Source organism: Enterococcus sp. DIV0774, assembly GCF_050539095.1.
GTDB classification, from domain to species: Bacteria; Bacillota; Bacilli; order Lactobacillales; family Enterococcaceae; genus Enterococcus; species Enterococcus faecalis.
The window spans coordinates 386,501-408,897 of sequence record NZ_CP172923.1 but is presented as its reverse complement, the minus strand read 5'-3'; the positions used below and the strand labels follow the sequence as shown (position 1 = coordinate 408,897).

20 protein-coding genes and 1 CRISPR repeat array are annotated in these 22,397 nt (G+C 37.4%); of the genes, 5 read left to right on the top strand and 15 right to left on the bottom strand.

What is annotated here, in order from left to right:
• Position 1 precedes the first annotated feature (1 nt).
• The 9 genes from IGL86_RS02085 to IGL86_RS02045 form a co-directional block, all read right to left on the bottom strand.
• A complete protein-coding gene (locus IGL86_RS02085; RefSeq protein WP_430605628.1) occupies positions 2-283 on the bottom strand; it encodes a hypothetical protein in 282 nt (93 codons plus the stop codon).
• Between the two features lie 191 nt (positions 284-474).
• Positions 475-1,104: a CRISPR direct-repeat array (repeat unit 36 nt; unit sequence GTTTTGGTACCATTCTAAACAACATGACTCTAAAAC).
• Between the two features lie 93 nt (positions 1,105-1,197).
• Positions 1,198-1,857, bottom strand: a complete 660-nt coding sequence (gene csn2, locus IGL86_RS02080) for a type II-A CRISPR-associated protein Csn2 (protein ID WP_002364832.1) — start codon at positions 1,855-1,857, stop codon at positions 1,198-1,200.
• A complete protein-coding gene (cas2, locus tag IGL86_RS02075) occupies positions 1,858-2,187 on the bottom strand; it encodes a CRISPR-associated endonuclease Cas2 (RefSeq protein ID WP_002364833.1) in 330 nt (109 codons plus the stop codon).
• Positions 2,184-3,050, bottom strand: coding sequence for a type II CRISPR-associated endonuclease Cas1 (gene cas1, locus IGL86_RS02070; RefSeq protein ID WP_010713907.1), 867 nt, complete (start codon positions 3,048-3,050; stop codon positions 2,184-2,186). Before cas1 ends, cas2 begins: the two co-directional genes overlap by 4 nt.
• Positions 3,051-7,064: a type II CRISPR RNA-guided endonuclease Cas9 gene (gene cas9 / locus IGL86_RS02065; RefSeq protein ID WP_033625576.1), complete on the bottom strand. Its 4,014-nt coding sequence runs from the start codon at positions 7,062-7,064 to the stop codon at positions 3,051-3,053.
• 472 nt (positions 7,065-7,536) lie between these two features.
• Positions 7,537-7,770, bottom strand: coding sequence for a hypothetical protein (locus IGL86_RS02060; RefSeq protein ID WP_002355504.1), 234 nt, complete (start codon positions 7,768-7,770; stop codon positions 7,537-7,539).
• Between the two features lie 144 nt (positions 7,771-7,914).
• On the bottom strand, positions 7,915-9,330 hold the full coding sequence (gene pepV / locus IGL86_RS02055) for a dipeptidase PepV (RefSeq protein WP_002371462.1): 1,416 nt from the start codon (positions 9,328-9,330) through the stop codon (positions 7,915-7,917).
• Positions 9,331-9,463: 133 nt separating this feature from the next.
• A complete protein-coding gene (locus IGL86_RS02050; protein ID WP_002355501.1) occupies positions 9,464-10,198 on the bottom strand; it encodes a pseudouridine synthase in 735 nt (244 codons plus the stop codon).
• Positions 10,199-10,306: 108 nt separating this feature from the next.
• Positions 10,307-11,956 carry a putative polysaccharide biosynthesis protein gene (locus tag IGL86_RS02045; protein WP_002364837.1) on the bottom strand — a complete coding sequence of 550 codons (1,650 nt, stop codon included), beginning with the start codon at positions 11,954-11,956 and terminating at the stop codon, positions 10,307-10,309.
• 203 nt (positions 11,957-12,159) lie between these two features.
• On the opposite strand from IGL86_RS02045, the gene IGL86_RS02040 reads away from it, so the two are divergent.
• On the top strand, positions 12,160-13,680 hold the full coding sequence (locus tag IGL86_RS02040; protein ID WP_080280108.1) for a UDP-N-acetylmuramoyl-L-alanyl-D-glutamate--L-lysine ligase: 1,521 nt from the start codon (positions 12,160-12,162) through the stop codon (positions 13,678-13,680).
• Between the two features lie 128 nt (positions 13,681-13,808).
• Positions 13,809-14,231, top strand: coding sequence for a cytidine deaminase family protein (locus IGL86_RS02035; protein ID WP_002364839.1), 423 nt, complete (start codon positions 13,809-13,811; stop codon positions 14,229-14,231).
• Between the two features lie 140 nt (positions 14,232-14,371).
• Here IGL86_RS02035 and IGL86_RS02030 read toward each other — a convergent pair whose 3' ends face one another.
• A complete protein-coding gene (locus IGL86_RS02030; protein ID WP_002358653.1) occupies positions 14,372-14,944 on the bottom strand; it encodes an alpha/beta hydrolase in 573 nt (190 codons plus the stop codon).
• Positions 14,945-14,974: 30 nt separating this feature from the next.
• On the opposite strand from IGL86_RS02030, the gene IGL86_RS02025 reads away from it, so the two are divergent.
• Entirely contained in the window at positions 14,975-15,949 is a 975-nt protein-coding gene (locus IGL86_RS02025; protein WP_025194067.1) for a ring-cleaving dioxygenase, read from the top strand.
• A gap of 112 nt (positions 15,950-16,061) precedes the next feature.
• Positions 16,062-16,235, top strand: coding sequence for a hypothetical protein (locus IGL86_RS02020; RefSeq protein ID WP_002355495.1), 174 nt, complete (start codon positions 16,062-16,064; stop codon positions 16,233-16,235).
• Positions 16,236-16,310: 75 nt separating this feature from the next.
• Here the strand turns inward: IGL86_RS02020 and IGL86_RS02015 are convergent, their stop codons facing one another.
• From IGL86_RS02015 to IGL86_RS02005, 3 genes are all read right to left on the bottom strand, one after another.
• Positions 16,311-16,781, bottom strand: coding sequence for a C-GCAxxG-C-C family protein (locus IGL86_RS02015; protein ID WP_002384891.1), 471 nt, complete (start codon positions 16,779-16,781; stop codon positions 16,311-16,313).
• Between the two features lie 52 nt (positions 16,782-16,833).
• Positions 16,834-17,562, bottom strand: coding sequence for a YebC/PmpR family DNA-binding transcriptional regulator (locus IGL86_RS02010; RefSeq protein WP_002361233.1), 729 nt, complete (start codon positions 17,560-17,562; stop codon positions 16,834-16,836).
• Positions 17,563-17,692: 130 nt separating this feature from the next.
• The gene (locus tag IGL86_RS02005) at positions 17,693-18,202 is read right to left on the bottom strand and encodes a VanZ family protein (RefSeq protein ID WP_002366143.1); all 510 of its coding nucleotides are present in this window, start codon (positions 18,200-18,202) and stop codon (positions 17,693-17,695) included.
• A gap of 127 nt (positions 18,203-18,329) precedes the next feature.
• On the opposite strand from IGL86_RS02005, the gene IGL86_RS02000 reads away from it, so the two are divergent.
• On the top strand, positions 18,330-20,156 hold the full coding sequence (locus tag IGL86_RS02000) for a M3 family oligoendopeptidase (RefSeq protein ID WP_161633949.1): 1,827 nt from the start codon (positions 18,330-18,332) through the stop codon (positions 20,154-20,156).
• Positions 20,157-20,180: 24 nt separating this feature from the next.
• Here IGL86_RS02000 and IGL86_RS01995 read toward each other — a convergent pair whose 3' ends face one another.
• Both IGL86_RS01995 and IGL86_RS01990 read right to left on the bottom strand, forming a co-directional pair.
• Positions 20,181-21,521: an MATE family efflux transporter gene (locus tag IGL86_RS01995; protein ID WP_033625571.1), complete on the bottom strand. Its 1,341-nt coding sequence runs from the start codon at positions 21,519-21,521 to the stop codon at positions 20,181-20,183.
• Between the two features lie 174 nt (positions 21,522-21,695).
• On the bottom strand, positions 21,696-22,346 hold the full coding sequence (locus IGL86_RS01990) for a uracil-DNA glycosylase (protein ID WP_033625570.1): 651 nt from the start codon (positions 22,344-22,346) through the stop codon (positions 21,696-21,698).
• Positions 22,347-22,397: the final 51 nt, after the last annotated feature.

Below are 22,397 nucleotides of genomic sequence, written 5' to 3'. Positions count from 1 at the left end.
CTTAGCGCCCACCTCCTGAGAAATGTTCCGCAGATTGTTGGTCACGATAAGCAATTTTTTCTGCAATTTGAGGGAATTTCTCGGCTTGTTTCCAGACACAATTGGCTAAATCCGTTAAGTTTGTTAAAACTTGAGCATTCACTTGTTTGCCTTTGGTCATTCCTGAAACTGTACTTCCTGAAAAGGTTACCTTTGGGGCTTCTAAACGCTCGTTGATACCAATCAACTTTGAGACAGCAGTTTGGGCTGAACTCGTACTTGAAACAATCTTTCCTTCCATCATTGTTCTCCTTTATTAAATTTATTTCACTTAAAATTTAAGATACTTTCATTTTACTAAACTTTGGTAATGAAAGAAATAAAAATAACAAAAAAGGCTACTGGAAACAGTAACCTTTTAGCACTCCTCTTCTTCATTCGAAGATAACAACATGACTCTAAAACCAATAATTATAACATAAATTCAAAATATCCGTTTTGGTACCATTCTAAACAACATGACTCTAAAACAGCAAATTGCTAAAGCAGTTGAAGAAACAAGTTTTGGTACCATTCTAAACAACATGACTCTAAAACGAACACAACGGTTGTGATACGTACCACGATGTTTTGGTACCATTCTAAACAACATGACTCTAAAACGAAAACGAAGGTGCATTAGCTAAAAAAGCTGTTTTGGTACCATTCTAAACAACATGACTCTAAAACTGTGATATCAAACTTTATTCTGATATTAACGTTTTGGTACCATTCTAAACAACATGACTCTAAAACCGATGGTTGCCATAGCTAACAAGATAAGTGGTTTTGGTACCATTCTAAACAACATGACTCTAAAACATTTGAAAGGGAGATTCGGAAAATAATTTAGTTTTGGTACCATTCTAAACAACATGACTCTAAAACAAGCACCAATTAACGCCATGATTACTCTAAGTTTTGGTACCATTCTAAACAACATGACTCTAAAACTGTACGTCCGTTGGATTATCTCGATTGGCTGTTTTGGTACCATTCTAAACAACATGACTCTAAAACTACGGTAATGAGTCGTGGAATTTTCTATTTGTTTTGGTACCATTCTAAACAACATGACTCTAAAACCTCGGAGAATTATTTTTTCTCCAAAGTTCCGTACTCGCATCACTTATCCATAGCTAGATTTCAGTTTAGAATGAACCACTAATCAATAACAATTTAAGCTTTTTCATAACTCAAATAAAAGTTTTCGTCCAAAATATATTGGAATCTGTTCTGGACCACCCTTTGTTCTAAAAACAGGACATCCACATTATTTAAAGAGATATATTCTACCACTTGTTGCACTTCATCCTCTGTCAAATACGTACACGCATTAATAAAAATCAATAATTTTTTCTTTGATAAATAACGATGTACTTGTGTAATTTCCATAACTTTTTCAAAAATCGTATCACTCGTTGTTTCGATTTTGATTCCAAGAGCTTTGAAAAGTTCCTGCACAGTGATGCCATCTTCTTCCAAATCCATTTCATGTTCCAACAATTCATAGCCAATTAATTGACTAATTGTTCCAGTTAACTTCTCAATCATTGATTTGACTTCTGGTTTATCATTTAATTGTGCTTCTAAATCCCCATAGATTAATTTCAGCGTAGCAGCCGAATTAACGTCATAGCCTAAAATATCCGTAACAACAAATAATTCCGTTGGTTTCAGCCCTTTTTGTTGCGCATCAAATAGTTTTAACTCATTTTCCCCATCATATTGATAAATTAACTTCACTAGATGGGCAAAGGTTTGAACGTCTTTAATCGTTAAAAAGGTGGCTTTTTCAATTTCAATGGGTTCTTCCAATAAAGAAAAATTAACTCTCATCTATTCTTCTCCTAAAAAGACAATCCGTTCATCTGAATTAGCAACTCGATTGTCTTGTTCTCCATGCAAATAAATCATTCGAGAAAATTGTTTTTCTGTTACATTTAATAGTGTAATTAGTCCTCTTTGCGGATTATTCTGCTTTAAGCGAGCCAACATTGCTTTATTAGCAGTATCATTCAACAAAATTTTGCTGTAAACCGAAAATTGATGCATAATAAATCCTTCATTAATCAAAAATTTCCGGAACTTCCGATACGCTTTCCGGTCACTGGCTGTGTCCGTTGGCATATCAAACATTAATAATAGACGCATATATCGATAACTCATATCCCAAACTCTGGAACTCCTTCCTCCTCTTGATTCAGAACTTTTACTACATGTTTTGTATAATCGGTAGCAATATTGGTTAAAAACATTTGTTTTTTCTTGTACATATACGTATTCATAAACAAAGCAAATAACTTACGTTTCATTATCGGAAAGGCTTCTTTTCTATTCTCATAAATGATTTGATCTACCAATGGACGAAAAGGCTCCATAAGATCACTTGCTAAGTTAAAGTCATTAAATTGGTTGGCATGTTTTAGTCCTAGTTGTGTAAAACAACCTGTCTGGACTAACTCTCGAGCAAAAATACTTAATAACAACGTATAACCATAGTTTAAACCAGCATTAATGTCATTTTCTTGTTCACGTGTAAAATCATTGCCGAAGAGAGTATTAAAGTAACTTCGAGCTGCATGACCTTCTCGATTGGCTGGATCAAACAGACGTAATTCAGCGCGCATAGCTAACAAAGCAGCAGCCTTTTGGCTATAGTCTCGTTGCGCTAAGTGTAAACTCTGATTGGTGATTTTTTGTGCAATAATCGCTGTCCAAACTTGACCTTTTCGTTCTTCCGTCCAAGCCAACTGGCGTGTCAATTGCAAGCTACTATCATGCCGTCCATAAAAGGGCAAAATTTTACCAATTGGCAAACGCTTATCATCGCAAAATAACACTAATATTTTTTCATCAATTAATCGTTTTAATAGCATCGTGGTTAACGAAATGTCCGTTGTTTCCAACAACAAAACATCAATCTCAGACAAATGAATTAATTCTTGGTGATCAATGGCTTTAAAAACAAGATGATTGTTTTTATAGGATAATTTTGAATGCTTGTTAACCACTACCGTTCGCCAGCCCATCTAGTCGACAACCTTTCTGCGTGTTTCATACAGGCCCGTAGTCGATTGGTAAATGATAGTGGCATCAAAAATTTCTTTGATTGACGTGTAGCGTGCTCGCTCAATGTCTTTTTGGAAAAATTTAAACGTACTTGGTGCGCCCATCGCATTAAACTGCATAAGTTGGATAAAGGATGCCGCAATCTCTTTCACATCTGCTGTTTGATTTGTTTCAAAAAGTTTCACAATTTGCTGGACTTTTGACTTGGCTAATGTATGCACTTCAGCAAAGTCAACCACTCTCTCTAAAATCTCTTGAAATTCTGGTTGATGTTGTTCTACATAAGCCAAACTTTCTGATTGATTTGGTAACAAACATTGTTTCGCATGGTACAGTAATGTAAGTAAATGTTCGGGTAAAACCATCTGGTTCCCTTTTTGCGCTTCTTTAGCGCTAGCTAATAAGCGCCGGCGCCCCTCTGGAAATTCATACAGTGTATACTTAGGCAATTTCATTAATACACGAGGCCGCAGGAAGCCTTTCTCCTCTAAAAAAAGAATAGGATTTTGTTCAAACTTTGTTTTTTCCATAATCGTAATGCCCAGTATCTCCTGTTTAATAAGAGGTTTTTTACCTTTTTCATGCGTGAATAGCACTGTATAAGCAACTACAGGACTATCAAAACCGCCATATTTTTGGGGATCCAAACCATTTTTGACAGGAATCAATTTATTCGATGGTCCTTTGGGTTTAATCGACTCTTTTGAAAAACCGCCTTTTTGTACTTCTACTTTTTTGACAATATTCATTTGATGGTAATTTAATTCTTTTTTGATAGTTTTTAAATAACTGTTACTCCAAAGAATTTCGCCATCCTTCGTGAACCGTGGTTCAACTTCCGTGAAAAAGCGCATCAAATTTGTATAAATTATAGCCTTCGCCGTGGCTTTATTTTCTTTAAAGGCCTGGAATTTAGGATATTCTCCATAAACAAATTCTGGTGCTAAATTAGGATAAACTTTTAATAACGTGGTTGCGACCACACAGTTTAAATAAGCATCTTGTCCATGGTGATAATCATTCACTTCACGAACTTTATACAAGCCAAAAATCGAACGAAATTGGCTCGTTAAACTAGCTTTCAAGGTGATTATTTGGACTTTTTTCTCTTTTGACTTGGCATTGTAGCGTTGATCTAAGATCCCTGCAACATTTTTAGTAATTTGACGAGTTTCTACTAATTGCCGTTGGATAAAATGCGCTTTGTCTTCGAGAGTCAAGCCACCTTGCTCCCCCTTGGTCAGACGTTGGAATTTCCGTTGACTAATTAAGCCAGCAGCATATAATTTCTCCCAATAAGCTTTCATCTTCTTAACAACTTCCTTGCTAGGTACATCATCGGATTTCCCTCGATTTTCAGTAGAGCCCACTAAAACTAGGTTATCCAATGAATCGTCTTTCATAAAACTTTGTGGGATAATATGATCAATATCATAGTGAGATAAACGATGAAGCGATAATTCATCTCCCGTGTACATATCTTTACCATTTTGCATATAGTAAAGGAAAAGACGGGTATCTCGTAACTGTTCATTAGTCGTTGGTTGTTCTTTTAATAAATTGCTGCCGATTTCGGCCATTGCTTTTTCAACTATTTTCAAGCGTTGGATGGATCTTCTCTTGCCAGTGCTAGTCGTTTGATTTTCACGTGCCATTTCGACAACAATCCGCTTAGGCGCATAACCCATAATCGCGACTAGTTCATCGACAATTTTTAAACTTTGATAAATTCCTTTTTTTATTGCTGGGCTACCAGCTAATTCATTGACAGTTTCACTTAATGTTTCTTCATGTTCACTGGACTGTGCTTTTTGAATCGCATTTTTAAAAGATAATTGTGAATCATTAATCAGTTGCATAAAATTGCGATTATAGTGTTTTGAGACCCCGTCATCTTTAATTAAATAGTCCAAAATTGTTTTACCCGATTCTTTATCGTAGATACCATTGATTAATTTCTTCGACAATCTTCCCCAGCCAGTGTAGTGCTTGCGTTCTAATTTTTTTAGTACTTCTGCTGAGAACTGCCCTTTGAATGTGGAAAGTTGCGTCCGAATTCGTTGCCGATCTTCAAAAATAGTTAAAATTTTTATGATATCTTCCAATTTTTCGGCATTATCTGGGTGGTCTAATTCTGCTCTTGTCAAACCACATTTCAGTAAATCCTGATACGTGCTAAAACTAGCATTAAATTGGTCTTCTTCAAGACCACTAAGCGTGACAATCTCCGTATTATATTCGTTTCGATAGAATTGAATGATATCCTTTTTCTTAACTTTTCGGCGCGTCTTAAACAGATAATCAAAGATTTTTTCTTTTTCCTTACCTGAAAAATTGGCTTTGATGCCTCGATCATCCGTATAAGAAATCTTGGTCAATTCATTAAATACCATAAACTTTTCATATAATAAACTATGTTTCGGTAAAACTTTTTCAGAAGGTAAATACGTATCAAAATTGGTCATTCGTTCAATAAAGGCTGTCGCTGATTGGTCCAAATCAACGGTTTCTTGAAGGTTCCAAGGTCGAATTGGTTTCTCATTTTGACGTTTTAACCAAGCGAAGGTACTTGCATCTCCTTTTGATAATGGTCCGACATAATAAGGAATTCGAAATGTAACCAGTTGTTCAATTTTTTCTTGATTTTCTTTTAAAAATGGATAATAGGCCGCTTGACGATGAATGATTGCTTGTAACTCAGCCAAATGAATTTGATGAGGAATCACCCCATTATCAAAGGTCCGTTGCTTTCTTAAAAAGTTTTCTTGAGCAATTTTTTCTAAAAAATATTCTGCTCCAGCAATATCTTGAATGATTTTCTTAACATACTGGTAAAATTTAAGCTGTGAAACCTTACCTGCGTGTGCAATGTAGCCTGCATAGCCGTCTTTCTGTTCATTTTTAAAGAGATTATCATATTCGTCTGGACAATTTTCACGAATAAACCGTTTGAATTTTTTTAAATCTTCTTGATGTTCTGTAAAACGGACAATCATGCTAGAAGATAATTTCGCGTGACTTTTTTTATCCGAATCTGCTAAAATCGTTGATAATTCAACTGCATCGTACACATTTTTAGCAGCTAAAAACACGTCACTATATTCATCCCCAACCTTTGCTAAAATGCCTTCTAAATCTTCTTCATAGCTTTCACTAGCGTAGGTTATTTTGGCTTCTTCTTCCAAACCAAAAACTTTTTTAAAGTCAGCTTTATTCCCTACCATTAGCTTTAAGAACTGACCAAATAAGCCATTAGCTTTTTCTTGAGGAAATTGTTGTAAGACTTTTTCAGATTTTTTAGTACGAGAAGCTTTTTCAGTCAACTCTTCCTCAATCAAGACAGATTCAGGTAATGGCGCACTAACTAAGCGACTCTCTCCATTCACAAAGGTTTGGTTATAAATGATCATAAATTGTTGAAATTGTTCTTTAACAGAAATATTTTCTGTACTTAATTTTCCTTCAATTAAAAAATGTCCACGATATTTGACAATATGTGCCAACGCCAAATAAATTAGTCGTAAATCTGCTTGCTCAGATGAATCTGCTAATTTTTTGCGTAAATGGTAGATTGTCGGATACGTTTCATGGTAAGCTACTTCATCTTCCAACTTAGCAAAAATCGGATGTCTGTGCCACTTCTTATCTTCAGGCACTAAAAAACTCTCTTGTAAACGAGCAAAAAAGTTTTCATCCAAAGCTGTCATCGCTTCTTCAAAAAAAGCTTGTAAGTAGCGTAAACGATTCCGTCGACGACTAATTCTTCGTCGTGCTGTTCTTTTTAATCGGCGATCTTCGGCTGTATGCCCTTCTTCAAATAAACGCACACCCCAAAAATTTTTCTTGATTTTCTTTTTTTCAGTGTTTCCATAAATAGGCATTTTTTTCTTCACCAACTGATAGTCTTCTGTCATAACTGCCCAGCCGACAGAATTAGTCCCTATATCCAGACCAATAACGTAGTCTTTCTTCATTTTATTTCCACTCCTTTTTTTAAATTACTACTTGAATGATTTTTATTCTATGCTATAATTTAGTTAAGTTCTTTTGGGACTATTCTAAACAACATAGCAAGTTAAAATAAGGTTTTAACCGTAATCAACTGTAAAGTGGCGCTGTTTCGGCGCTTTTTTTGTTTACAACCAGAAAGTAATCGCTTTCAAATTAATCAAACTGAATACCGCTACTTAAAGTTTACCATTCTTATTTTCTTAAAAAAAGGGGTATTTATAGTTTTTGTAAACTAATAGAATTATATACATAACAAAAATAACATTATCTATTTAAGAATCTCTTACCTTAATTTCTTTACTTTCCTTAAAATAACGAATCTATATTTATTGTATGGTAATATCTTTTACTATTTGTTGATGTTGTCAAACTTTACATGGCAAAAAAGGCAAAACACAGTGCGTGGTTAACTGTGTTTTGCCTTTTTAATTACGATTATTGAAACAATCCTTTAATTTTATCAAACAAACCATCGGTCGTTGTATCAGCTAACATCGCTGTAATTTTATGATAGTGTTCGCCTAATTCATCTTTATGTTCTTCAATGAATTGTTGCGCATGTTCCACGTTGCCTTCTCCAATTAAATCTTTTGCTTTTTGAACTAATTCTTCTACGTTCATCTTCACACGTCCTTTGATTAAATAGTTAACAATAAGTGTTTCACTCATTGCCTTTTCTCCTATTTATCGTATCGTGGGATCCTTTGATTTGCAAGAAATTTTCAGTAAATTGACGGTTCTGATTTTGGGTTTTTAAAAGGCAAAAATTGCAAAAAAAAGCTGTTTTCGAAAATCGAAAACAGCTTTTTTACTTTACTTCGCTAAACGATAAATCGCATCTGCATAAATAGCAGCTGCTCGGAATAAGTCATCTAATTCCATAAATTCGTTGGCTTGGTGCATTGTGTCTGTGTAGCCAGGGAACATTGCGCCATAGGCAACACCACGTTTCAATAAGCGGCCATAAGTACCGCCACCAATGATTTGTTCTTGGCCTTTTTCGCCTGTATGGTCTTCGTAAACTTGTAGTAACGTTGCCACCAATGGATCATCAACTGGTACATAATGCGGTTCTTGGTTGCGATCTCCTTGTGTTGCAGTGACCGTTTCACCGACTGTTGTTTGAACTTTTGCTTGTAATTCTTCTGCTGAAGTTCCTTTTGGATAGCGGAAGTTTAATGTTACTAAGCTATTTTCAGGGTTTTCTGGATCAAAGTTAACAATCCCAGCGTTCATTGTCAATTTACCCATTTTTTCGTCTTCAAAAGCCACGCCTAATTTTTCACCATAAAAATCTTCATGGATAAATTCAGCAATGGTATTAATAAAGCTATATGCGCCTTCTGCAAAGCTGTAATCATTTAAGAAAGTTGCCAAGAAAGTCGCTGCGTTAATTCCAGATTGTGGGCTAGCCCCGTGAGCACCTTTACCAACTACATGGAAAGTCACTGTTTTATCTGAAAGTTCTGCGTTACCTGAAATTTTTGCTTCTTGTTTGATGAATGTTTCAAAGCTAGCAGCTAGTGAAGCCGCTTCGTCTGCTGAAGCAGCCGTTACAACAGCATCTGCTGTTCCCGGAACCATGTTTTCACGTAAGCCAGATTTGAAGCTTTCTAATTTATAATCAGCGCCGTTACCGCCTCGGAAAGTTAAACGAATAGTCACATTTCCTTTTTCCCCATTGATAATTGGGAACTCAGCATCTGGTGAGAAACCAAAGTCTGGCGCTTCTTCATGTTGGAAATAGTAATCCATATCGCCCCAGCCGCTTTCTTCGTCACTTCCTACTACGAAACGAATTTTTTTAGACACGGGTAAGCCTAATTCTTTGATAATTTTCATTGCGTAATAAGCAGCCATACTTGGGCCTTTATCATCGCTCGCGCCACGTGCATAAATTTTGCCATCTTTAATGACTGGTTCATAAGGATCTGTTTCCCAACCATCACCAGCAGGAACAACGTCCATATGACCAAAAATCCCTAACGTTTCGTCGCCTTCGCCATATTCAATGTGTCCAGCGTAATTGTCGACATTTTTCACCGTAAAGCCATCACGTTCACCATACGCTAACATGTGTTTTAAGCCAGCAACTGGCCCAGGTCCAAAGGGCGCTTCAGGTGTTGCTTGTGCATCATCACGTTCACTGTTGATCCGTAATAAGTTTTGTAAATCTTCTAATAAGTCGTCTTTACGTGCTTCGACTTCTTTTGTCCAATCAATTGTCATTTGTTGTCACTCCTATTCATAAAGTTCTACATAGTCAATCATACCATTTTATGCAGAAAAAGAAAGAAACCCGACACTATTTTTCGAGAAAATTTTTATCTTTTCCGCAGAAAGTGCTGGGTTTTTGTTTATTTTAATTGAGGTATGATTGTTTAGGTTGTAGTTGTTGCAATTCGGCTTCTGTTAAGGGCCGATATTCCCCTAGTTCTAACGTTTCATCTAACCATAGTTCGCCCATTCGTAATCGTTTTAAATACGTCACAGGTTTGCCTACAGTGGCTAACATCCGTTTGACTTGATGGAATTTTCCCTCTTGAATCACTAAACGGACTACGGAAGTCCCTTCTTCCTCATTGATCGTCTCAATGACTAAACGACTTGGTTTAACCATTTCTCCATCTTTCAAGGCAAATCCTTGCGCAAACAGTTGACAATCTTCCGCTGTCACAAGTCCCTCAACTTCAGCTAAATATTCTTTATCCACATGCTTTTTGGGTGATAATAATTGATGCGCTAACTGACCATCATTTGTTAACAGAAGCAAGCCTTCAGTATCTTTATCCAAGCGACCAACTGGGAACAAGTCGGCACGGTAATCCTGATCAGTTAACAAGTCAATTACCGTTTCATCTCGCTGATCTTCTGTCGCAGAAATGACACCTTGTGGTTTATGCAACATGTAATAAAAGAATTTCTGATACGTAAGAATTTCTCCCATCAAGGCAATTTGATCTGTTTCTTCATTTACTTGTGTTTTGGCTTCTTTTACGACGTCACCATTCACCGTAACAACTTTTTTCTTTAACAATTGTTTGATTTCTTTACGACTACCGATACCAACATCGGCTAAAAATTTATCTAAACGCATCGTCATTCCTCTTTCCTTTAAAAAAATAGCTTGGGACATAAATCGAATCGATCGATGTCTCAAGCCTTGTCTCTTAAGAGAATCTGCTGAAAGGAGTTCAATCAGCTATTATTTAATATTGAATTTTGCACGTAATTTTGCGGCATTTTTCCCTAATAAACGATCAGCTAAGCGAATCTTCAAGACCGAATAGCCATAAAAAGCGCCTCCTGCAGCAGCCACAATTACAACGATAATGAAGGCTTGGAAACGTCTAGTTGGATCTAAAAATAGATACAAGAACTGACGGAAAATCAAAGCGATAATCATCATGATGACTGTAATACAGAACATTAACAATGTTCGCCGTAAGGTTAATTTGTAATTAAAACGTGTCACTTGACGAATTCTTCTTAGAATCAATACGCAAGAAACCGTAAAGCCAATCATCGTTGCTAATAACGGACCGTAAACTTCAAATAAACGGATTGCGGGGAATTGCACGATTAATTTCACTGCTAAACCAATTCCTAAATAACGCATTGCGTCACGATTTTCATACATCCCCATCAACATATTTGACACTAACATATACAAGCCCAAGAATAAACTAGCGTAACAAGCTTGCACTAATAAAGAAGTGCCTAAAGCATCTGGCATGTAAAAAACAGTGTATAGTGGTTGCGCTAAAACAATCATGCCGAACGTTGCTGGCAACATTACAAACACAAAAAGTTGTAAATTATTACTAATCAAACGCGCTAACTCACGGTGATTTTTTAAGGTGACCGCTTCTGTAATTAACGGTAATCCAGTAGCCGAAATCGAGGTCGCTAAAGCCACGACAATCATGGTTAATTTGTCCGGATTGGCATTAAAAATACCGAAAAGCTCTCGTAATTGGGTATCTGAATAATCCGTAAACAAACGCATAAAGTTTGAGAAAGTAAACTGATCGACAAGTTTAAAGACCGTCACACCTGAGCCAACTACGATAAAAGGAATCGCCTCTTTAAAAGTTTCAATCAATAACTCTTTTGGGGCAATCTCATGTTCATTGGCGCTGTGTTCTTCTAAATAATCAAATAATGGTTTTTGTTTGTACATGTAATAACCTAAAACCGCAAAACTTGCGAGCATCCCAATAAATGCCGCAAAAGTGGCTTGAGTCACCGCTGTAACGTAATTACCTTCAAAGACTTTCATGATAATAAAAGCAGTTAATAACATGTAAAAAACTCGTGCTACTTGTTCAACAATTTGTGATAAAGCAAAGGGCATCATTTCTTGATTTCCTTGGAAATAACCGCGAATGACACTCATGCTTGGGAAAACTAAAACGGCTAAACTTAATGAACGCATCGTTGGAACTAATTCAGGTCCTCCGCCAGACAAAGCTGCTAATGCCGGAGATGCCAAATACATCACAATAGCAAAAACCACACCTAAGCCACCCATTAGTTGTAAGGCACGATAAAAAAGCTGTCGACTAATTTTATATTCGTTCAATGAATTATAATGCGAGGTCTGCTTGGCAATCGCACCTGGAATTCCGGCGGTAGAGATCATTAGGAATAAGGCATAAATCGTATACCCCATTGAAAACAAACTGTTCGCTTCGTTTCCGTGCTCGCCCATCCAAGCGTACCAGGGGATGATGTAAATCGCCCCTAACATGCGGGAGATAATATTACTAGCTGTCATCCAAGCTGAGCCTTTGACCATTTTTTCTTGGTTCGTCAGGATTGGTTGATCAACTGAATTTGGTTGATTGATCATTTTGTCCTCCAATATTCTTTGAGTATGCTTTCTTTATTTTAATTGTTCATCTTGGGATATGCAACGACTTTCTCGAAGAATTATCCTATTTTAACATTTCTCATGGATTTTCTCACGCTAACGAGATGGTTTTTTTAAAAGAAAAATAATGCTATAATGACATCAGTTTTGAAATTTCGTTGAAACGTTTGGAGGCAAAAAAAGTGACGATTTCATTATTCGCAATTCGCGATTGCTTAGAAAAAGAAGATTTATTAAAAGAATTTATTTCACCAGAAGGCTGGCACTTGACCCTTTCCGACACGTTAGGTCAACGAGAAGTAACGGCTCTTTCTTACGATTCGAGAGACGTAACAGCAGAAACACTCTTTTTTTGTAAAGGATTAAACTTTAAAGAAATCTATTTAGAAAATGCTGTAAAAGACGGCCTAGAAATCTATGTTTCTGAGGTGCCTTATGAGGTTCCTGCACAACTAGGAATTATCGTGACTGACATTAAAAAAGCAATGGCTGTGTTAAGCATGGCTTTTTATGATTATCCACAAAATAAATTAAAACTGATTGGCTTTACTGGAACCAAAGGTAAAACAACAGCGGCTTATTTCACCAAATATATTTTAGATGTTGCTACACAACAAAAAACAGCCTTGCTTTCTACCATGAATTCGACATTAGATGGCAAAACATTCTTTAAATCTGCCTTGACTACACCCGAATCTTTGGACTTGTATCGAATGATGGCAACCGCTGTTGCTAACGGGATGACTCATTTTATTATGGAAGTTTCTTCCCAAGCCTACAAAACTAATCGTGTCTACAAGCTATTTTTTGATGTCGGCATTTTTTTAAACATTACCCCCGACCATATCAGTCCAATTGAACATCCAACCTTTGACGATTACTTTTATTGCAAACGTCAATTGATTACACATTCTAAAGTCATTGTGTTGAATCACGAAGCTGATTATTTTCCATTACTTAAAGAAACTGCACAACAGCAAAAAGTCCCAGCCATTGTCTATGGCAGTCAGCCGGCTCCAGAAGTTGACTATTCATTCGCTGTTTCTTCAGAGGATTCCTTACGTTTTATCGTTGAAAGTCCTGCAGATGCGTTAGGATTGGCTGGCTCTTATCACCTTCGTTTAGGTGGTGATTTTAACAAAGGTAATGCGTTAAGTGCGGCGATTGCTAGTGTCCTTGTGGGAGCTTCAAAAGAAGAGTGCCAACAAGGGATCGCAGCAACCACCGTCCCTGGCCGGATGGAATCTTTAACGAATACCAACGGTGCAACCGTCTATGTTGATTACGCTCATAACTATGACAGTTTGAAGAATCTTTTAACCTTTGTCCGTGAAGAACATCCTGACGGCCGCTTAATTGTTCTTGTCGGTAGCACGGGAGACAAAGCGATTTCTCGCCGCAAAGACTTTGGTAGGGTTCTTTCTGAATTGGCTGATGTTGCAGTCCTAACAACCGATGACCCAGCCAGTGAAGATCCAGCAAAAATTTGCCAAGAAATTCAAGCCCATATTACCAAAGAAATGCCTGTTTACACCGTTTTAGATCGTGGCGAAGCAATTGCTCACGCATTATCTTTAAGCACAACGGCTGATGATGCGATTGTCTTAGCTGGTAAAGGTGCCGACCTTTATCAAAAAGTAAACGGCGTAGATGAACCTTACGCAGGAGACTTTGCCCTTGCGGAAATGATTATTGACAAATAATTTTTTAGAAGCATAAGGATTATCACTTACTATCTCAGTATGATCCATTCTTATGCTTCTATTTTTTATTCTTTGTGTGTGAACATTTGCTATAATAATTCTAACTAAAAATAAAGGAGAATTTATTCATGGATATTTGGAAAAAAATGTATGAATACGCAAAGAAAGAATACCATCCTCAAGAAGTAACACCATTTATTTACACACACCATGTCGTCTGTGCCCTAGAGGCAGAAGATGGACAATTATTTACCGGCTTTTGTTTTGAAAGCTGTTGTGGTGTTCTAGATTTATGTGCAGAACGAGTTGCCGCTTTGAATATGTATGCCGATAGTGGACAGACAGTGATTAAACGAATTATTACTTTTCGGGACGATGTTCCTAATGGAATTTCTGGTATGCCTTGTGGTGCTTGTAGAGAATTATTGCTCCAGCTTTCTCCTAAAAATGCTGATACAGAAATCTTAGTTGATTATCAAAAACGAGAAATAGTTCGGTTAAAAGAGTTAATGCCTAAGTGGTGGGGTTGGTCACGTTATACTAATGACTAAAGAATAAAATTAGCTATTTCAAGATAATAAGATGTTAATTTTGTAGTCCTCTCTATTATCAATTACTGGCATTCATTTTTAGTTACACACATGAAAAAAACAAGCTGCAACCACTTATCAACAGAGGTTGCAGCTTGTTTTTAAAGAACTTCTTTTATTTTCGTTACTTCTTCTTCTGATAAGCCATGACCGCCATCAACGAGCAAAAAGTCGACTGGGAAATGTTTCTTTAATTGATTAGCTAAAGAAAGAACTTGTCCCGGAATACTCAACTCATCCTGAGCCCCTGTTGTGACAATCACTTTTGTCGCAAACTCACCAGATACATATTGATAGCCTAAATTGCTTGGATGCAGTAAAATAACAGTGTTAGCAATAGTCGGGTTCTTTTCTAACAGGCCTAAAATAAAATTGGCACCGTTAGAGTACCCTATAAAAATAACTTCATCGTATAACTTTTGCGGTTGCCAAACTTCTTCTAGAAACGCCGTCACTCGCTCATCAAAGTTAGCACGAGGTAATGCTCCATTGACTAATGGCGCAAAAAAGCGTCGCTGTTCGCCTACACCTTCTGTCCCTAAGTAACTTAGAACACTCGCTTCTGGATAAAGGGTTGCGATGGTCGTTAATAATTGATATTCATTGCCACCAGTACCATGGAAAGCGACAACTAATTGATTAGGTTTCGACCCTTTTTGAAAAAATTGTTTCATTTAATAAACCTCCAAGAAAGGAATTTTACTATGTATGCACAAATTCATCACATCTCTATTTTAAATCGATTGATAAAGCCTACATTTGACTTCTATCATAATACACTGGGATTAAAATTACTAATGAAAACGATCAACCAAGACGATCACACCATGTATCACTTGTTTTTCTCAGATAATGAGCAACGAACAGGTACCGAATTAACTTTTTTTGAATTGAATGATGGCCAAGATCAATCCTTTGGAACAAATACGATTGAACGAACTATTTTAAAAGTACCAACGCGCACCTCTTTGGATTTTTGGGCAGAACGTCTTGAGCAAGCGGGTATCTGCCACTATGGTGTGGAAACATTTAACCAACACCCAATTTTGCGTTTTGAAGCGCCCGATAATACGCAAATGGCGCTTGTTCCGTTACGTGAATTTGAAAATGCGGAAGATTATTTTCCAGCTGAGCATGCTGAAATTCCAGTAGAACATGCAATTTTAGGCATTGATGCAATTCAATTACGCGTCCAATATGCCGCAGCTACCAAACAACCTTTAGTGGATTATTTACATTGGCATGAAAAAGAAACAGTACCTTTTTTTGAAACTGCGCATGAAGTAACCGTTCTGGAAAATCATCATCCACAGTTTTATCAAGAGGTGCACATCATTGATGACCGTACCAATCCGCTTGCCATTGAAGGAATTGGTGGCGTTCATCACGTCGCCTTTGGGGTGGAAGATACGCAAGAATTAACGCAAGTTGATAGCCTGTTAGAGGAAAAGAATTTTACAAACTCAGGAATTAAAGACCGCGAATTTTTCAAATCATTGTATTTTAGAGAACCGAACCACTTGTTATTTGAAGTAGCCACACAAAAAGGCCTGCTAGATGCCGAAGCCTATGAAAATCAAAGTTCAAACTTTGATGAAATCCCCCTTTATTTGCCTCACTTTTTGGCAGATCAAAGAGAACGAATCGAAGCGATTTTAGCACAACAACGCCATGAGTAAACAAAAATAGCGGTTCTAACCGCTATTTTTGTTTTTTAATATCCTATTATTGCCCTTTTTTGAAAAAAAGGAGTACACTAATAGTAGATGAACTGCGCAAGGAGGTGAGTACATGTTATCTAAGGAAGAAGTTCTACACTTATTGAACGAAGCAAAAAAAGAAGTCGATCGTTTAGAAACAAACCGCCAAGAAGATTTAGGTAATTCAATCAACTATATTGAAAATGAATTACAGCTCCAACGTGTCTTATCTCAAGTGGAAGCTTATGAAAAAGTACTTGGTTAATTGATTACGCATTAAATGAGAGAGGAGCAACCAGATTCAGGTGAATGAATCTGGTTGCTCCTCTCTCATTTTTTACTAGACTAATTCGTAAGCAAGTTCTCGTGCAATAATTTTTGCGGTTGTTTCAGCGATTTCCCCAGTAAAGCCAATGCATTGTTCCATATGCTCAGGTGAGCCCATCGTCATTTTACTTGTCAAAATACTGCAGCAAACCACTCGATGCTTTTGTCGAAAACTTTGATGCAATTCGTTGGCTAAAGCCATCGTTTTATTTACTTGTTCTCCTTTGGCTTCTGTCCGACCAAAAAAGTAGCCCAGACACATAACCCCGCCTGAAAGAGCACCACAAATACACTTCGCTCCTCCAACACCTACAGGAAACCCAGAAGCCATGGCCACAGCTTCAATGGGAATCTCCGCATCGAAGTGTTGCCGAATGGTCGCCACAATCGCTTCCGAGCAATAAAAATCACCGTTACGATAATAGGCTTCCGCTTCTTCCCTGATTGCTTGTAAACAAATTCTCTTTTTCAAAATGCCCTCCATTCTGTATCCGCTTTCATTTTATGAATAAAAGGACGCCAAGCATCCCTTTATTTTATAGATTTTCTGCAGAGGTAAATACTTCTGACACATCATCATCGTCTTCTAACTTGTCAACCAAGCGCTCTAATTGCGCTTTTTGTTCATCGTTCAAGGTTAGTAAGGTTTGCGGAACCATTGTTAATTCAGCTTGTGCTAATGAATAACCTGCTTGTTCTAAAGCATCGCGAACCGCTGTAAAATCTTCTGGTGCTGTGTAAATTTCAAATACTTCTGGTGATGTTTCTAAATCCTCGCCGCCTGCTTCCAAAACGACTTCTAGCATGTCGTCTTCCTCAATTGCATGATCTTCTCTCTTAATGACAATATAGCCTTTACGATCAAACATATAATTCACCGAACCCGTTTCACCTAAAGAGCCACCATTTCGAGTAAACGCGACGCGAACATTGGTGGCCGTTCGGTTGCGGTTATCTGTTAGTGCATGAACTAAAACTGCCACGCCACCTGGCCCGTATCCTTCATAAGTTACCTCGTCATAATGTTCCCCTTCACCAGCACTACTGGCTTTTTTTATGGCGCGCGCAATATTATCATTGGGCATATTGGCTGACTTAGCTTTATCGACTGCTAAACGTAAAGCAGGATTCATTGCGGGGTCAGGGCCACCTGCTTTTGCCGCCATATAGATTTCCCTTGAAACTTTTTGGAAAATTTTCCCACGTTTGGCATCTTGTGCATTTTTACGCCCTTGAATGTTGCTCCATTTGCTGTGTCCTGACATCCTTGATTCCTCCTGACTTTTCGTTACTATTCTCCTATATTCTACTCTTCTTTTCAGTTAGGAACAAGCGCTACCAAAAAAAGACCCTCGCTTACCCACCGTTCTGACGAATAAACGAAGCTCTTCTAAATTAGCGTCTTCTTTTTTTATTTTTCTTCAAACCATGAACCACCAAACAAATAACGATGGCTGTCAAAGCACCCATGGCATCCAACATAACATCTTGAAAAAGAGGGGTCCTTCCGCCTGTGATCATTTGATGAAATTCATCTAAACCTGCATAGCCAGTAGCAGCTAGCCAGGAAACAACAGCTGTTAAAAACAGACCTTTGATTCTTGGCACTAATCCAATAAACCAACTACCACCTAATAGAAAATACGTACCAAAATGGGCTCCCTTACGAATAAAAAATTCAACAAATTTACTATAACCACTAGCTTGAATGCTCACTTCACTACCAGCATATTGAAAAGAAATATTTTTTAATTGTTCTTCAAAAGGATGACTGCTCAGAAGTTTATCTAAAAGACCAACTTGTGATTGCTGTTCATACGTCTGTGATGAACTGAAAAATAAAATGGCCATAATTACAAACGCAATGACTAAATATAAATTACTATCTTTCAAATAATTTTTCATATAATCCTCTTTTCTTGGTTTCAAGTTGCCCCGTGCCTGCCACGGAAAATTCTTTTTTATTATAGTCGGTTTCGAGGGAAAAAGAAACAACTTCTCTTAGGTCTTATGATATACTGAAAAGAAAAAAATGAAAGAAGGATTGGATATGACCTATTCTATTACATGGGATTTAGACAGTATTTTCCCCAATGGGAGCGAGTCCAAAGAACTTAGCCAACGAATGACTCAATTAACCGAACAAACAAAAGAGTACCATCAATTAATCACAGAATGGACACCAGAAAGTGCCCAAGGCAAAGAACAATTTGCTGAAATCTTAACGTTACAAGGGAAAATCTCAAATGGCTTTTCACAATGTAATAGTTTTTTAACTGCTTTAATTTCTGCTAATACTAATGATACCAAGGCCAAAATTTTATCAGGCGATTTATACAATCTATTGCCAGCGATTCAATTAGCTGAAACCATTTTTACTAAAAAAATCACCAAGATTTCAGCAGAACATTGGCAAGCCCTGTTAGCCGAAGAACCGTTTAAAACAATGGCTTTTCGCTTAAATGAATTACGCCGTGATGGAAAAAAACTGCTTTCCGAACAAGAAGAAAATATCATCAATACGCTTTCTCTAGATGGGTTAAATGCTTGGAGTACACATTACGATACGATTGTTGCTTCCATCGTGATTCCTTTTGAAGAAAAAGATGGCTCTGTGACAGAACTATCTGCAGGCCAAGCCTTTAACCGCATGATGGGAGATCCTGACAAAGAGGTTCGTCAACGTTTGTTTACAGCCTGGGAGAAAGCTTGGAGTAGCAAAGCTTCAATTTTAGCAGACACCCTAAATCACTTAGATGGGTTCCGTTTATCTGATTACAAATTGCATGGCACTACAGATTATTTAGAAAATCCCTTAAACTATAATCGAATGAGTCAAGAAACATTAACGGTTATGTGGGAAACCATCCAAAAAAATAAACAACCATTCGTCGACTTTCTAACGCGCAAAGCGCAATTATTCGGCAAAGAAAAAATGGATTGGCAAGACCAAGATGCGCCAATTATTTTAGGTGATTTAGAAGAAAAAACGTATTCCTTTGATCAAGCCGCTGCCTTTATTTTAGAAAATTTCCGTAAATTCAGTCCGAAAATGGCCGATTTTGCCCAAATGGCTTTTGAAAAAAGTTGGATTGAAGCTGAAGATCGTCCAGGCAAACGTCCTGGGGGTTATTGTACAGAATTACCTGAAACACAAGAGTCGCGGATTTTCATGACCTTTGGCAATTCAATCAACGAAGTAGCTACTTTAGCCCATGAATTAGGTCACGCTTTCCATAGTAGCGTGATGTGGGATTTACCTTCATTGAATCGAGAGTATGCCATGAACGTAGCAGAAACAGCTAGTACCTTTGCAGAATTGATTGTTGCTGACGCTACCTTAAAAGAGGCCAAATCAGACGTTGAAAAGATTAACCTTTTAGACACAAAAATGCAAAATGCCATTGCCATGTTTATGAACATTCATGCACGTTTTATCTTTGAAAATAATTTTTATCAAGCGCGCCAAAAAGGTTTAGTAGCGGAAGAAGATATTACTGAATTAATGTTAGCGGCGCAAAAAGAAAGCTACAAAGATAGTCTTGGCAGTTATCATCCTCATTTCTGGGCGAGCAAATTGCACTTCTTTATTGATGATGTGCCTTTCTATAATTTCCCATATACTTTTGGCTATCTATTCAGCATGGGTATCTATGCGTATGCCAATCAACAAGGCAGCTCTTTTGAAGACCAATACATTGCGTTATTAAGAGACACTGCTTCGATGACAAGCGAAGAATTAGCGAAAAAACATTTAAATGTTGACTTAACAAAACCTGATTTCTGGCAAGCCGGCATTGATCAAGTCCTAAAAGATGTGGAACAATTCATGACTTTAACTGAAAACTATGTAAACTAAGCAAAAAAGAAGCAGTAACCAACATCAGGTTACTGTTTCTCTTTTTTTCAAATAGTTTCGATACGCAAGGTAGCCCACAAGCATTAGTCCAAACGTAACAAATTCAACCACAGGCATGGCTAACCAAACACCGGTTAATCCTAGTAATTTCACCAAAATAAATAAAACTGGCACAATTAAAAAGAACCCACGCAAAGAGGAAATCATTAGCGCCATTTTCGGTTTACGAACTGCCGAAAAGTAATAAATCCCCATAAAATTCAATCCTGTAAACAAGAAGGAAATCGCATATAAGCGGATGGCTGTCCTAGCAATTTGCGCCAACTGGTCGTTCCCTTCGCTATTAAAGACCTCAATAATTTGTCCCGTAAACACTTGACTGATTAAAAAGAACAGGAAGCCGGCGACCAAGTACGTAATAAAGCTAAGTTTAACAAATTTACGCAACACCTTCGTTTCCCCTAAACCATAGTATCGGCTGAGTAATGGTTGCGCCCCTTGCCCAATCCCTGTAAAAATGGCAATCACAATAATATTGAGATTGGCAACAATCGCATAAGCTGAAATCGCCACATGACCAACTAAGTTTAACAAAACAATATTAAATAAAAACATGACAAAGGCCGAAGAAAATTCATTTAAAAAGGAAGAAAAACCAATCGACATAATTTCTCGAACATCCTGAAATTTCACTTTAAACTTTTCAAAACGCAAAACTCGTTGCGGCGACCACTTATGCAACGTAATCAGGATTAAGCTTGTTAACGGTGACATCACCGTTGCAATGGCCGCACCTGACATGCCCCACCCAAATTGATAGATAAAGACATAGTCCAAAATAATATTAACAATTCCCCCACTGACAAAAGCAATCGTTGCCAAACGAGGATTATGGTCATTTCTTAAAAAAGTAATCAGGCAATTGTTTAAAATAAATAATAATGAACAGCTAAGGTAAATCATATAATATTCCTTTGCCAAACCAAACAAGACACCGGTCCCCTGAAGTCCCCGAATAATTTGATCGGAAAAAATCAAGCTCACTAAAGTAAAGAGACTCCCTATAACGAAAACTAACCCAATCGTTAAACTAAAATACTGATTGGCTTTTTTGATTTCTTTTTGCGCAACCGTTGTCGAAAACAACGTAGCGCCGCCAACGCCAAACATCCAACCTAATCCATTAATAATATTAACGAGTGGTAAGACAATGTTAAGCCCCGCCAACGCCTCGGTGCCGATCCCATTTGCAATGAAAAATGTGTCCGCCAAAATAAAAATTGATTGCGCCGCCATACTTAAAATTCCTAACAGAACATTTTTATAAAACAACGCAGTAAAATGGTTTTGCTGTGTTTGCTCCATACCCAAATCTCCTTCTAACAAAAAAAGGACTCATTCTTTTTGCTTCAAGGCTTACGCAAAAATCAGAATCCTTCAATTATTCAACCCAGCGATTAAATAATCTGTCTATTTATTGATACTTCTAGGGTAGCATTCTCTCTTCGAAAAAACAACCATCCTTCTATTTTTCTCATTTTAAACTTTCTTAAGCAGTTGCAGTTGTTTTTGAACCACTTGCCAATCTTCTTTCACGACTTCTTTTAAACGATAATTATAAAAGACAGCCGCTGGATGGAAGAGTGGAATGATTTGATAGGTTTTCTGCGTCCAATGATAGTTTTGGGATTGCTCATCAAATGTTTGAATGGGCGACTGAATGACCGTTCCGTGCACTGCAGTGATTGTTGGCTTTGGTCCTAAAAGTCGTTGCAACCCAATATTCCCCAGTGTCAAAATTAGTTCAGGTTGGCAAACAGCGATTTCCCAATCAAGCAAAGGCGCAAAAATTTTGATTTCTTCTTTGGTGGGCGTTCGATTAGGAAACTTGGTTACTCTTTCTCCCGTTTTTGCAATCTGTTTTGTTTTTACAGAAAAAGGCCGACTCCTAACCGCACTGGTGATATACACCGTTTCACGACTTAAGCCAACTTGTTGTAATTGTTCCATCAACAATTGACCTGAACGCCCTATAAATGGTACGTTTTCTTTAATTTCTTCTTTTCCAGGGGCTTCCCCAATCAACATCACTTTTGGCTGTTGCGGACCTTGCCCTTCCACAAAACCTTCTAATGGTAAGACTTTCGCTTTAGCTAAAACTGCTTGTTTCAGATGTTCAGGATAGTGCATTTACCATCACGCCTCTCTTCTGGTATTCTTCCTTCGCTATATTGATTATAA